The sequence below is a fragment of the Flavobacterium sp. CAU 1735 genome (assembly GCF_039888695.1).
Lineage (GTDB): Bacteria > Bacteroidota > Bacteroidia > Flavobacteriales > Flavobacteriaceae > Flavobacterium.
Genome location: NZ_JBDQQQ010000002.1, coordinates 1 through 12,630, shown reverse-complemented (window position 1 = coordinate 12,630; position 12,630 = coordinate 1). Strand labels below are relative to the sequence as shown.

The following is a 12,630-nucleotide window of genomic DNA, read 5'->3' as shown; positions in this document are numbered from 1 at the left end:
AAGGTAATACTATTTTTTTGATTTACAAAACTTTATTCCGTTCCAAAACAACAGCTTACCATCGTATTTAAAATCTTTTTCTCGGAAACGGATACAAAAAAACCGGCTTTTCACCGGTTCTTTATTAATGTACTATATTTTCCACGTCTTTCGGATCGTGTTTGTGTTTAAACATCAAGGCGAAAGCAATGGCGATGATCAGAGCGTAGGCTGCAAATGTCAGCCAGATATGATGCCAATCTTTCATAAAGATCGGATTACTGAAAAGTCCGTCAGCCGAAATTTCCACGCCGTGTCCTTTTACAAATTCATTCATTAATCCGTTGGTTGGTTCCGTTTGTAAATAGGTTGCCAGTTCTGTTGTGTTTGAAAACGATTTGGTAAAATATTTATCAATCGCCCATCCGGAAGTAAAACTACCCAATACCGCTCCAAATCCATTGGTCATCATCATAAACAATCCCTGAGCCGACGAACGGTTTTTAGCACTGGTGTTGGTTTCTACAAATAGCGATCCCGAAATATTAAAGAAGTCAAATGCCATACCGTAAACGATACACGACATTACAATCATCCACAAACCGGTTACCGGATCACCAAAAGCAAATAATCCAAAACGCAATACCCAGGCCAACATACTGATCAACATTACCTGTTTGATTCCGAATCGTTTTAGGAAAAACGGAATCGCCAAAATAAATAAGGTTTCCGATATCTGCGAAATCGACATGATTATAGTAGAATATTCCACTACAAACGAATTGGCATATTTTGGAAAATGTTTGAATTCATCTAAAAATACATCCCCATACGCATTGGTCAACTGTAAAGCGCCACCCAAAAACATGGAGAAAACAAAGAAAAGTGCCATTTTATAATTGGCAAACAATTTAAACGCTTCCAATCCTAAGGTTTCTGCCAAAGAAGCATTCTCACTAATCAAACGTTGCGGCTTACACTTTGGTAATGTAAAAGCGTATAATCCCAGGATTAATGCTGCAATTCCGGCGATATAAAACTGGTATTCGGTTGCTTTATTTCCGGTAAGATTGGTAATCCACATCGCTACGATAAATCCAATCGTTCCGAAAACACGGATGGGCGGGAAATCTTTTACCACATCATTGCTATTTTGCTTTAAGGCCGTATAGGAAATGGAATTGGATAACGAAATGGTTGGCATGTAAAAACACATCGCCAAAAGCATCACATAAATAAAAGTTGTCGGTGTGGCTACCTGTGGTAACGAAAACAATACTCCGGCGTATAATATGTGCAATATCCCGTATAATCTTTCGGCATTCACCCATCTGTCGGCGATGATACCGGTTAGTGTTGGCATAAATAAAGAAGCAATTCCCATGGTCCCGAAAACCAGACCAAATTGGGTTCCCTCCCAGTTTTTAGTTCCAAACCAATAATTTGCTATGGTGATAAGCCACGCCCCCCAAACAAAGAATTGGAAGAAGTTCATCAGGATAAGACGATTTTTTATAGTCATTATGTGGTGTAATTTTGTGTATTAGATTCGTTTTAATTTTTAAAAAAGCTGGTAAATCTATTAATAAAAACAGGAAATCCAAAATAAAATGCGTTATAAAACGAACCGCATCCTATTCTGGATTTTATTTTTAATTTGATCAGGATCCTTTTTCGGTCGCCAGTTTTAACACTAACGCAAATTGTTCTTCCCGACTTAAATTGGAATTATCTACTTCATACGCATCATTGGCTTTTACCAACGGGGAATCGTCTCTACTCGTATCGATTTTGTCACGTCCCACTACATTTTGCAATACATCCTCATACGTAACCTGTTGCCCTTTACCCGTTAATTCATCAAAACGACGTTGTGCGCGGGTTTCCGGACTGGCGGTCATAAAGATTTTTAATTCGGCTTCCGGAAATACAACCGTTCCGATATCGCGCCCATCCATTACAATACCTTTATCGGCACCCATTTTCTGTTGTTGCTCGACCAGTTTTGCACGTACTTCCGATACCTCGGCAATCCGGCTTACCTGTTGTGAAACTTCCAGTGTACGGATTTCGGTTTCCACATTCTGACCGTTTAGGTACATTTCGGCAAACCCCAATTGCGGATTAAACTGAAACTGCAGACTAATTTGCGGTAAAGCGGCAATGAGTTGTTCTTTATCGAAATGGCTATCGGAAATTAATCCCTGTTGCATGGCAAATAAGGTTACCGCGCGGTACATTGCTCCCGTATCCACATAAACATATCCCAGTTCTTTCGCCAGTTGTTTGGCCAGCGTGCTTTTCCCCGTGGATGAGAACCCATCTATTGCTATGGTAATTTTTTTCAAAACGTTTGTATTTTATTGTAAGTTAATTGTAAGTCCAAAAAGACTGGTATTCCCCGCCGAAGTATAGCGTGAATAGGAATAGTCAAATTTTACGGTATTGAAACGCAATCCGAAACCGGCAGAAATTCCGGCAAAGGTACGTTGATCGGTTATCGAAAGTTCTTCTCCTCTCCTGAAGTTATAGCCCAGGCGGAAATTAAGGCTTTTCCCCGGAAATAATTCCGCGCCCAAGATTACGTGGCGCATGGCATTATTTATAAAGGACACTTTTTCTTCCTGTACTTCTCCGTCGATGCTACTTTCAGCCCGGTTCGGATTGGAAAAAGCGATATTCCATTGTTGCAGGTTTTCAAGTGTCAGGTGCCAACGGATGGGCACATTTTCCATTTGCTGCGAAATTCCGGCGATGATTTCCAACGGTAGTTTTTCTTGTAAACCGGCATAGGTGGTAATCTGCGTTCCTACATTTCGCACCGCCAGACCGATGTTAATATCATTATCTTCGTCTACATAAATAGCACCCAGATCGACCGCGGCTCCAAAAGAGTTATAACTTTCCAGAGTGGATGAGATCAGTTTGGCATTGGCTCCGATATGAATATCGGTCCACGGAATATTATACGCATACCCGAAGGACAGAGCGATTTCGCTACCGGTAAAATCGGAAGTCCGGTTTCCGGTTTCATCATATCCTTCAAAAGTACCATAATTTACATAGTTAACGCCGGCATGAAAGGTTTGCACGTGACGATCCCAGGTATAGGCATAGGCCGCCGTACCATAGGTCACTTCTCCGTAGTAACTACCATAGTTAACCGAAAGATGGTTATCCATTTCCACATTAATCGTAGCGGGATTATAAATAGCCTGGTTTACATCGTTGTCATAAATCGTAACGGTTTTCCCTCCCAGCGCTGCCTGACGGGGTGATGTCACTAAATTCAGAAACTGATAGGTATATTTTCCACCAATCTGCCCATAGGATAGAGCTGTCAGGATTAGAAAAAATGAAGTCAGTATTTTTTTTGCCATTGTTTATGGTGGTCGTTTCTGAAATTATATAACGCAAATGCGAAGATATTATTTTTTTATTTACAGTAAAAAATAAAAGACAAAAGGCATAAGCCGATTCGCGCGACTTATGCCTTTTTTATAATTCGTTTGCGGTTTTTATTCGGCGATCAGCTTTTTGGCATGTTTTGCCTTTTGATCTGTTATCGCGATTTCCAACACTTCACTCATTTCTTTTACATAATGGAAGGTTAATCCTTCCAGATATTCCGGTTTGATTTCATCGACATCCCTTTTATTTTCATGACACAGGATGATCTCTTTGATATTGGCTCTTTTAGCCGCCAGAATTTTTTCTTTGATACCGCCAACCGGTAATACTTTTCCGCGTAAGGTAATTTCACCAGTCATCGCCAGACTCTTTTTGACCCTTCTTTGGGTAAAACTGGACACCAGTGAGGTTAACATCGCTACACCGGCACTTGGTCCGTCTTTTGGCGTTGCGCCTTCCGGTACGTGAATATGTACGTTATAATTCGCAATCACTTCCGGATTAATACCCAATTGTTCGGCATTCGATTTGATATATTCCAGCGCAATGGTTGCCGATTCTTTCATAACCGTTCCCAGATTACCGGTCATCGTCATATTTCCTTTTCCTTTGGAAATAATCGATTCGATAAACAGGATATCACCACCAACACTAGTCCACGCCAATCCGGTTACCACGCCAGCCGTTTCGTTATTTTCGTATTTGTCGCGTTCCATTTTCGGAGCACCCAATACTTTAATAACATCTTCATCGGTTACCTTAACATTGTACTCTTCTTCCATTGCAATCGATTTGGCTGCATTTCGCACCATCGCTGCAATCTGTTTTTCCAATCCTCGCACTCCGGATTCACGGGTATACCCCACCACAATCTTTTCGATTTGTTTTTTTCCAATCGAAAGATCTTTAGTCGTTAGTCCGTGTTCTTTTAATTGTTTTGGAACCAAATGTTGTTTGGCAATCTCTATTTTTTCTTCAATCGTATAGCCTGTCATATTGATCACTTCCATACGATCGCGTAAAGCCGGTTGTATCGACGACATATTATTGGATGTTGCAATAAACATCACTTTTGATAAGTCATATCCCATTTCAAGGAAATTATCGTAGAAATCGGAATTTTGTTCCGGATCCAATACTTCCAATAGGGCCGATGACGGATCGCCGTTATGACTGCTTGACAATTTATCGATTTCATCCAGTACAAATACCGGATTGGATGTTCCCGCTTTTTTAAGACTCTGAATGATACGTCCCGGCATCGCTCCGATATAGGTTTTACGGTGTCCGCGGATTTCGGCTTCATCGCGTAATCCACCCAGGGAAATACGAACGTATTCTCTTCCCAATGCTTCGGCTACCGATTTTCCGATCGATGTTTTTCCGACACCCGGAGGTCCGTACAAACACAAAATCGGCGATTTCATATCGTTACGCAGTTTTAATACGGCCAAATGTTCGATGATTCGTTTTTTAACATCATCCAGTCCGAAATGGTCGCGATCCAATATTTTCTGTGCTTGTTTTAAATCGAATTTATCTTTGGAAAAATTATTCCAAGGCAATTCTAAAAACAATTCCAGGTAGTTCCGTTGAATTGAAAATTCGGCCACTTGCGGATTCATCCGTTGCATTTTCGCCAGTTCCTTTTCAAAATGGGCTTTTATTTTATCGTCCCATTTTTTAGATTTGGCCTTCTGACGCATTTCTTCGATTTCCTCTTCATAGGAAACACCCCCCAATTCTTCCTGAATGGTTTTCATCTGCTGTTGCAGGAAGTATTCCCGTTGTTGCTGATCAAGATCAAAACGCACTTTGGACTGAATATCGTTTTTCAGCTCCAACTTCTGCAATTCCAGGTTCATATAACGCAAGGTTTCCAGCGCTCGATCTGTCAGGTCATTAATCGCCAGAAGTCCCTGTTTTTCAGGAACCATCAGGTTCATATTCGAGGAAACGAAATTAACCAGAAAGGATTTGCTTTCGATATTTTTAATCGCGAAAGTTGCTTCCGTAGGAATATTTGGACTTTCTTTAATGATCTGGATTGCCAGTTCCTTTATGGAATCGATAATAGCGTTGAATTCTTCGTCATTATCCGATGGTCTTTTTTCCGGCACTTCTTTAACCGTAGCCTTTAAATACGGCTCTTCGGTTGTGATCTGATCGATCTCAAAGCGCTTTTTCCCCTGAAGGATTACCGTAGTATTTCCATCCGGCATTTTCAACACCCGTAAAATACGGGCTACGGTACCAATTGTATTAATATCGGCCGCAGTTGGCTCTTCAACGTTTTCATCTTTTTGTGCCACTACCCCGATAATTTTACCGGCGGCATTCGCATCGTTGATCAGTTTAATCGATTTATCTCTTCCGGCTGTAATTGGGATTACAACACCCGGAAACAACACCGTATTGCGCAAAGGCAAAATGGCCAGATCGTCCGGAAGCACTTCGTTATTCATTTCTTCCTCGTCTTCCGGCGTCATTAAAGGGATTAATTCCGCATCGGTATCGATTTCATGAAGTGACAAATTGTCTAATGTGAGTATCTTTTGATTTGACATAGTTTTTTTTAAGTCATTTTGTCATTAAATAGTACTGCAAGATAAAAGTCTTTATTGCTATTACCTTGATAATTAACGGTTCTTTGGCATATCGCCTATACCGCTACTCTAATAAATCAATCTTTATGCCATAAAAAAACCCGGTAACAACCGGGCTTAGTATTGTTGTATTTTGTTTTAATTTAAGGTATAACTGGTTATAGCCGTCTCAAAAGTATTTCCTTCAGTGTTCGTTACAACGCGAATCGGTCCGATGTCTTTTGCAAACCAATATTCAGTATCGCTAATGGTATTCGCTCCCATTACAGATACGACCTGACGTAAATTCATTTTAATTACGTTGGTATACGCTACTCCATTAACCGTTACAGCAGCGTCTTTTTCCAGAATTTTTCCGGTATAATTTGTTGTCATCACAATGCTGGTTGGTAATACGCTATAGGTTGTTGTTTGCGTATAAGACCCCGTCCATGTTGCGTTTACAGCAATATTATCTTTAAACAGAATCATTTCATATCCGGTTTGTGTCCCTGTTAATCCTCCGGCATTAATATTCAGATCCCCCATTTTCATGATATAGTTCCCTCCATTTTTACGAATCCAGGTCGTCACATCAGTAGCACCATTCCCTTCGAAAAATCCGGATTGTGGTGAAAACTTATAGTAGGTCGCTCCGTTTATATTATCGGTTCCGATGATTTTCATGTTAACCGCAGTTCCGTTCTGATCATAATTCCAGATATTATTAATGGCTGTTGGCCAATAATCACCGGAAGATGTTCCGCCGTTACCGCCGGTATTACCACCACCTGTATTTCCGCCTCCCGTGTTTCCGCCATTATTATTGGTTCCGTTAGTACCCAAAGCCGGATCGATCGATTCTACTTCACAGGATACAAAAGTAAAAGCCGTAAATACCAACAAAATTGTGGTTAAAAAAGTAATTTTCTTCATAGTGGATGAGTTAGTTAAAAAACGTCCCAAATATAATTTTATTTTTAACATTTTAACATAGTATCCGAGTGAATATATTTAGAAAAAACAAATGATTTGTTATAAAAAAAGCCGCCCGAAGGCAGCTTTTTCAAATCTCTTGATGTCAATTATTGTTTGGTAAAAATAATATCAATGTTAGCCGTTAGGTAAGCGGGTTCACCTCCAGAACCTGCCCCTACTATCGATCCTTCCTCTATGGAAATTTTCAACGTATTTCCGATAACGGTATATTGGTCTGAATACGTTTCTCCTTCATCGGTATACGTCAAGGTTAACGTATTCCCGGACAACGTCCATGTTCCGCCATAACTTGGATCTTCGGTACAATCCAGTACCGTATTGGTTCCGTCTGTCGTAATTTCGAGTGAGCTTCCCGTAGCGGTAAACGTATGATTAGCACTTAATACTAACAAAGTGTTGTTAAAACAACTTGTTTCGTTCATCTGGTTGGTCGAAGGCGTTCCATCACCGTTAAGGTCAGTTGGAACCGAAGTATTAAAAGCGGTCATTTTATAGGTTCCTATAACATTGGTAGCTGTACCACCGCCGTTATTACCTCCGTTGTTACCGCCATTATTTCCACCGGTATTTCCGGTATTTGTTAGTAAACTCGCATCAACGGGTTCCGTTTCACAGCTTGTTAATAATAGTCCTCCCGTGAACAGGAGCATAAGACCAATAGTTTTGATTTGTTTCATGTGGGGTTAATCTTGTTGGGTTAATAATGTAACGTAATAATTTGATTTTTATTCTCTTGGTACCCGGGTTAATAACAATAATCCTGCCACAAAGAAAATTATCAAAAACAAAATGGCATTTTGCATCTTTCCGGTGATATCGGCGATATAGCCATATAAAAACATTCCAATCACAATACCGATTTTTTCGGCAACATCATAAAAACTAAAAAAGGACGTCGTATCCTGTGTTTTCGGAATAAACTTGGAATAGGTCGATCGCGATAACGCCTGTATTCCACCCATTACCAAACCAACACAACCGGCAGCGATATAAAATTCATTTGGCGTTACGACAAAATAGGCATAGATACAGATCAAAATCCATAGGAAGTTGATCACCATCAAAACTTTAATATTTCCAAATTTAGCCGAGGCTTTTGAAGTCATAACCGCACCAAATACTGCGATTAACTGAATCAATAAGATGCTCACGATCAATCCCATGGTTCGTTTTTCATCACTTCCCCACTCCACTTCCTGTTCGCCGAAATAAGCTGCGATGATCATCACTGTTTGTACCGCCATACTATACACGAAAAAGGCTCCCAAATAGCGGCGTAACGGTTTGATTTCCTTTAACTGACTCCAAACTTTTTGCAGTTCTTTAAAACCATTGAAAATAATCTGGCCTTTGATCTTTTTTCCATTTTTATAATCCGGAAGGTAACGATAGGTATACTGACTGAATCCGATCCACCATAAACCGACCATCACAAACGAAAACTGCATGGCTTTAAGTTGGTTTTCAAACCCGAAAATCTCGTATTTCATCACCATAACAAGGTTGATGATCAATAATATTACACTACCGATATAACCCAATCCGTAACCTTTGGCACTAATACTATCCTGTTGTTCCGGAAAAGCAATATCCGGGAGATAGGAATTGTAAAATACCAGACTTCCCCAAAAACCAATCAGTGCCAGCATATAGGTTAGCAAGCCGAAAATAATATTATCCAGGGAGAAGAAATATAGCCCCATACAGGACAAACCTCCCATATAACAGAAGAATTTTAAAAATGTTTTTTTATTCCCCATATAATCCGCGATACCGGAAAGTAGCGGCGACAATATCGCTACACATAAAAAGCCCAGTGCCGTTATATAGCTGATCAATGATTCACTCCGAATCGATAGTCCGAAAAGCGGGATTTCTTCGATGCCTTTTATACGGAATAAAGCTCCGTAATACAGCGGAAAAATAGATGATGAAATTACGAGCGCATAAACGGAATTCGCCCAATCATAAAATGCCCAGGCATTTAATAATTTTTTACTTCCTTTTTCAAGTTGTTTCATAAATAGGTATAAAAAAAGCTGTTCTAATTGAACAGCTTCGAAGATAATATATTTTTTTATTTAAAAGCAACACCAAATTTTTTTGCTTCGGCTTTTGCCTGAGGAATCAGATTTCGGATCTCTGCAATACGGGTTTCATTACTCGGGTGCGTACTCAAAAACTCCGGTTGCGACTGTCCTCCGGAATTGGCCGCCATCCGTTGCCAAAACGCTACAGCCGTGTCGGGATTATATCCGGCAATCGCCATTAATGTCAGACCAATTTTATCGGCTTCACTTTCATGACTACGGCTAAACGGTAACATTCCGCCATATTGTGTAGTCGCTCCATAGGCCGTCATCGCAATTTGTTGGGTTTGTGTACTTTTATTGCCTACCGCGGCACTCACTCCTGCAGCTCCCAATTGCTGTAATAATCCGGCACTCATTCGTTGTTGTCCGTGGTTTAACAACGCGTGCGCTACTTCGTGCCCCATTACCGTTGCCATTCCGGCATCGTCTTTACAAATCGGCAGGATACCGGTATAAAAAACAATTTTCCCACCGGGCATACACCAGGCGTTCACATCTTTACTGTCGACCAGATTGTATTCCCATTTGTAATCTTTCAGATAGCCCTGATAGCCATTGGCATTTAACCATTTTTCGGCAGCGGCTTTGATTTTCATCCCTACATCCGTAACACGTTGTGCATCCTTGGTTCCTTTGATCACTTTATTTTCAGTTAGAAACTGATTGTATTGCTGAAACGACGACGGGAAAATTTCACTGTCCGGCACTAATGCCAATGTACTTTTTCCTGTAAATGGGTTTTTAGCACAGGAAATTCCCAATACCAACAAACCGGCTACTAACAAACGATAATTCCTTTTCATACGATGTGATTTTATTGTAACAAAATTAGTAATTCCTGATAAATTAGTAATGAATATCCTAACAAAATAGTCTTATCACTTCCTTTTTTCGGACTGATTTTTTAAGATTAATTTATCAATAAAACGACAGTTATAACTTAACTTGCAACTGTTTTAGTATACTGAAATGAAAGAAAACAAACCAAAACACCAGCAATCTCTGGAAATACCCAAAGTAATTCTATTTACTGCGAGACTTTTTGAAAAAATTTCTCCAGAATTGGCAACGCAGTTTGCGATGAAATTATTTACCACTCCTATTCGTTATAAGATACCGAAAAGAGAGTTTGAAATGGATCGGAACAGCCAACAGGAATTGTTGGAAATACCCGCTATTCAGAAAAAAGTGATGCTATATCAGTATGGAACCGGCGACAAAAAAGTCTTATTGGTTCACGGATGGAGCGGACGCGGGACACAATTGGTTAAAATTGCCGACGAGTTCCTGAAAATGGGCTACCAAGTCTTTAGTTTTGATGCGCCGGCTCATGGAAAAGCCCCCGGAAAAACCAGTAATATGACCGAATTTATAGCCGCTATACTGGAAATTGAAAAGAAATACGGCCCATTCGAATATGCTGTAGGTCATTCATTGGGTGGTATGTCGGTTATGAATGCGATTAAACAAAAATTAAACGTACAAAAAGCGATTATTATCGGTAGCGGTGATATCGTGACGGATATTATCTCGGATTTTATTTTAAAACTGGGATTAAAACCGGAAATCGGTGTACGGATGAAAACCAAATTCGAAAAGAAATTCGGAGAAACCATGGACAGTTATTCTTCGTATATAGCAGCAAAGACTGTTACTATCCCAGTATTGGTGATCCACGACGAAATAGATGATGACGTTCCCGTTAAAGCGGCTTTTCATATCCGCGAACATTTAAAAAATGGTGATCTTATGATTACTAACGGTTTAGGTCATCGCAAAATATTGGGTGATAGTAAAGTAATCCGACGGATTGTTCAATTTATATCCTAATTCAACATGAAAAAGTTAGTATTGTTAATCGTTTTGTGCAGTTGTTTTGCCTCTTTTGGTCAAAATCAGAAGTTTAAAGTTCAGAAAACGGACAAAGAGTGGAAAGCGCAACTTTCAAAAGAAGAATATGAAGTATTGCGAAATAAAGGAACCGAACGTGCCTTTACCGGGAAATATTGGAATACGTATGATAAAGGAAAATATGTTTGTGCCGCTTGTGGTGCGACAATTTTCAATTCCGATTCGAAGTTTAAATCCGATTGCGGATGGCCATCTTTTGACAAAGCCATAAAAGGATCGGTGATTTATAAAACGGATACCAGCCTTGGAATGGTACGTACTGAGGTTATGTGCGCCAACTGTGGTAGCCATTTGGGACATGTTTTTGATGATGGCCCGGCTAATACTACTGGCAAACGTTTTTGTACCAATTCTGTATCTATCAAATTTATTCCTGCTAAAAAATGAAATATCCCATAAACAAAACCGAAGAAGAATGGAAAGCCGAACTTGGCCTGGAGCGTTATCGCATTCTACGTCAAAAAGGAACTGAATTCCCTAATTCCGGCAAATACAATCTTCATTTTCAAGACGGTACCTATTGTTGTGGTGCCTGTGGCGAACCGCTTTTTGAAAGCAATTCCAAGTTTGATTCCCATTGCGGATGGCCTTCTTTTGACGAGTCCATTCCCGGAAAAGTCGAATATATTCAGGATTTATCACACGGTATGATCCGGACCGAGATTCTTTGTGCCAATTGTGGCGGACATTTGGGTCATGTTTTTAACGATGGTCCGACTGCAACCGGTATTCGTTATTGTGTTAATTCGCTTTCTATCGATTTTAAAGAAGACTAATTATGGATTTGTTTAGTGATCCGGTGAGTTGGTCGGAAAAATTAAATCCTATTGTCGTTCAATATCGGGATCGCAAACACCCTTTGGCCTATCAGAATCCGTATCAATTAGTGATCATGGTGATCTTATCCGCTCAGGATTCCGATGCCAATATCAATAAAATTGCTCCGGCACTTTTTAATCGTTTTCCAAATTTTGAAAGCCTTGTTTCGGCCACTTTTGAGGATTTATTTCCATATATTAGCGGTGTTCGTCATTTTCAGATGAAAGCCGGATGGATACTGGAAACCGCACAAATGCTTAAATCGGATGCCAATATTCCGCTTACAATGGAAGCTTTAACCCAGTTAAAAGGCATCGGTCGTAAATCGGCCAATGTGATAATGAAGGAGTTACAGGTTCGACCAGCTGTTGGTATTGTAGTTGACCTTCATGTTTTACGGGTTGCGCCACGTATTGGTTTAATTACTGCTACTCAGGATGGTAATAAGGCTGAAAAATTATTAATGCAGCTTTTACCACGTGACATTTGGGAAGATATTGGAATGTGTATTTCGTTTTTAGGACGGGAAATCTGCCGCCCAACCAATCCAAAATGTACTATTTGTCCGATTCACCAACATTGCTTATATTACAATAATTAATTGATTTTCAATAAAATAAAAACCGGACAAGCTCCGGTTTTTTTATGTTTTGTTTGGAACAGGAACACCTGACAGGTTTTGTAAACCTGTCAGGTGTAGAAGAGATCTATAAAGTTATATAAAACAAAAAACCCTATCCGTTTGGATAGGGTTTTCAAAAGAAAGGCGGCGACATACTCTCCCACAGGATTGCAGTACCATCTGCGCAGGCGGGCTTAACTTCTCTGTTCGG

At 40.0% G+C, this 12,630-nt stretch carries 12 protein-coding genes; 4 read left to right on the top strand and 8 right to left on the bottom strand.

The window, feature by feature from the left end; translation table 11 throughout:
* Nucleotides 1-124: 124 nt before the first annotated feature.
* From AAFN64_RS07150 to AAFN64_RS07115, 8 genes are all read right to left on the bottom strand, one after another.
* Nucleotides 125-1,501, bottom strand: coding sequence for a nucleoside permease (locus AAFN64_RS07150; RefSeq protein WP_300488259.1), 1,377 nt, complete (start codon nucleotides 1,499-1,501; stop codon nucleotides 125-127).
* A 139-nt stretch (nucleotides 1,502-1,640) separates the two neighbouring features.
* Nucleotides 1,641-2,327 (bottom strand): (d)CMP kinase, encoded by a 687-nt coding sequence (cmk, locus tag AAFN64_RS07145; protein ID WP_300488262.1) that lies wholly within the window; start codon nucleotides 2,325-2,327, stop codon nucleotides 1,641-1,643.
* A gap of 12 nt (nucleotides 2,328-2,339) precedes the next feature.
* Nucleotides 2,340-3,359, bottom strand: a complete 1,020-nt coding sequence (gene porQ / locus AAFN64_RS07140; RefSeq protein ID WP_300488265.1) for a type IX secretion system protein PorQ — start codon at nucleotides 3,357-3,359, stop codon at nucleotides 2,340-2,342.
* A gap of 138 nt (nucleotides 3,360-3,497) precedes the next feature.
* Nucleotides 3,498-5,957, bottom strand: a complete 2,460-nt coding sequence (lon, locus tag AAFN64_RS07135) for an endopeptidase La (protein WP_347759931.1) — start codon at nucleotides 5,955-5,957, stop codon at nucleotides 3,498-3,500.
* Nucleotides 5,958-6,134: 177 nt separating this feature from the next.
* Nucleotides 6,135-6,911 (bottom strand): hypothetical protein, encoded by a 777-nt coding sequence (locus AAFN64_RS07130; RefSeq protein ID WP_300489046.1) that lies wholly within the window; start codon nucleotides 6,909-6,911, stop codon nucleotides 6,135-6,137.
* A 149-nt stretch (nucleotides 6,912-7,060) separates the two neighbouring features.
* Nucleotides 7,061-7,651, bottom strand: a complete 591-nt coding sequence (locus AAFN64_RS07125; RefSeq protein WP_347759930.1) for a lipocalin family protein — start codon at nucleotides 7,649-7,651, stop codon at nucleotides 7,061-7,063.
* A gap of 48 nt (nucleotides 7,652-7,699) precedes the next feature.
* The gene (locus AAFN64_RS07120; RefSeq protein ID WP_347759929.1) at nucleotides 7,700-8,995 is read right to left on the bottom strand and encodes an MFS transporter; all 1,296 of its coding nucleotides are present in this window, start codon (nucleotides 8,993-8,995) and stop codon (nucleotides 7,700-7,702) included.
* 56 nt (nucleotides 8,996-9,051) lie between these two features.
* A complete protein-coding gene (locus AAFN64_RS07115) occupies nucleotides 9,052-9,870 on the bottom strand; it encodes a M48 family metallopeptidase (protein ID WP_300489038.1) in 819 nt (272 codons plus the stop codon).
* Nucleotides 9,871-10,036: 166 nt separating this feature from the next.
* Here AAFN64_RS07115 and AAFN64_RS07110 point away from each other — a divergent pair, with 166 nt between their 5' ends.
* The 4 genes from AAFN64_RS07110 to nth are packed head-to-tail and all read left to right on the top strand — an operon-like array spanning nucleotide 10,037 to nucleotide 12,398.
* The gene (locus tag AAFN64_RS07110) at nucleotides 10,037-10,897 is read left to right on the top strand and encodes an alpha/beta hydrolase (protein WP_347759928.1); all 861 of its coding nucleotides are present in this window, start codon (nucleotides 10,037-10,039) and stop codon (nucleotides 10,895-10,897) included.
* 6 nt (nucleotides 10,898-10,903) lie between these two features.
* Nucleotides 10,904-11,365, top strand: coding sequence for a peptide-methionine (R)-S-oxide reductase MsrB (msrB, locus tag AAFN64_RS07105; protein ID WP_347759927.1), 462 nt, complete (start codon nucleotides 10,904-10,906; stop codon nucleotides 11,363-11,365).
* Nucleotides 11,362-11,754: a peptide-methionine (R)-S-oxide reductase MsrB gene (msrB, locus tag AAFN64_RS07100; RefSeq protein ID WP_347759926.1), complete on the top strand. Its 393-nt coding sequence runs from the start codon at nucleotides 11,362-11,364 to the stop codon at nucleotides 11,752-11,754. The genes msrB (AAFN64_RS07105) and msrB (AAFN64_RS07100) overlap by 4 nt, the downstream gene beginning before the upstream one ends.
* A 2-nt stretch (nucleotides 11,755-11,756) precedes the next feature.
* Nucleotides 11,757-12,398 (top strand): endonuclease III, encoded by a 642-nt coding sequence (nth, locus tag AAFN64_RS07095; protein WP_347759925.1) that lies wholly within the window; start codon nucleotides 11,757-11,759, stop codon nucleotides 12,396-12,398.
* The last annotated feature ends 232 nt before the right edge of the window (nucleotides 12,399-12,630 follow it).

Coding starts and splice junctions, on each gene's coding strand:
- AAFN64_RS07150 (WP_300488259.1), bottom strand. CDS start 1,501: ATGACTATAAAAAATCGTCTTATCCTGATGAACTTCTTCCAATTCTTT.
- porQ (WP_300488265.1), bottom strand. CDS start 3,359: ATGGCAAAAAAAATACTGACTTCATTTTTTCTAATCCTGACAGCTCTA.
- lon (WP_347759931.1), bottom strand. CDS start 5,957: ATGTCAAATCAAAAGATACTCACATTAGACAATTTGTCACTTCATGAA.
- AAFN64_RS07130 (WP_300489046.1), bottom strand. CDS start 6,911: ATGAAGAAAATTACTTTTTTAACCACAATTTTGTTGGTATTTACGGCT.
- AAFN64_RS07125 (WP_347759930.1), bottom strand. CDS start 7,651: ATGAAACAAATCAAAACTATTGGTCTTATGCTCCTGTTCACGGGAGGA.
- AAFN64_RS07120 (WP_347759929.1), bottom strand. CDS start 8,995: ATGAAACAACTTGAAAAAGGAAGTAAAAAATTATTAAATGCCTGGGCA.
- AAFN64_RS07115 (WP_300489038.1), bottom strand. CDS start 9,870: ATGAAAAGGAATTATCGTTTGTTAGTAGCCGGTTTGTTGGTATTGGGA.
- AAFN64_RS07110 (WP_347759928.1), top strand. CDS start 10,037: ATGAAAGAAAACAAACCAAAACACCAGCAATCTCTGGAAATACCCAAA.
- msrB (WP_347759927.1), top strand. CDS start 10,904: ATGAAAAAGTTAGTATTGTTAATCGTTTTGTGCAGTTGTTTTGCCTCT.
- msrB (WP_347759926.1), top strand. CDS start 11,362: ATGAAATATCCCATAAACAAAACCGAAGAAGAATGGAAAGCCGAACTT.
- nth (WP_347759925.1), top strand. CDS start 11,757: ATGGATTTGTTTAGTGATCCGGTGAGTTGGTCGGAAAAATTAAATCCT.